The organism is Methylocapsa sp. S129, assembly GCF_009765995.1.
Lineage (GTDB): Bacteria > Pseudomonadota > Alphaproteobacteria > Rhizobiales > Beijerinckiaceae > Roseiarcus.
Window position 1 is genome coordinate 1 of the sequence record NZ_LMUI01000028.1, and the last position, 227, is coordinate 227.

General features: G+C 71.4%; 1 protein-coding gene. It reads right to left on the minus strand.

The window, feature by feature from the left end:
• Positions 1–227: hypothetical protein (locus GSQ90_RS16870; protein ID WP_158816031.1), on the minus strand; the 227-nt coding region annotated here is incomplete at both ends.

The following is a 227-nucleotide window of genomic DNA, read 5'->3' on the forward strand; positions in this document are numbered from 1 at the left end:
TCGGCGTCGCTGACCAGCGTGACGTCGAACATGGGCGCGACGGTGACGGCGACGACGGCGAGCGTGACGCTGGCGGCGGGCAGCCTGGCGTCGCCGTCGGGGCTGGCGTCGATCGACTGGTCGACCGTCAATGCCGGAACGCTGGTGACGGCGACGAGCGGCGGCGGATTGACGCTGGGTTCGGTGACGAGCGGCAAGACGGGAAGCGGCGGCGTTGAGACGCTGCA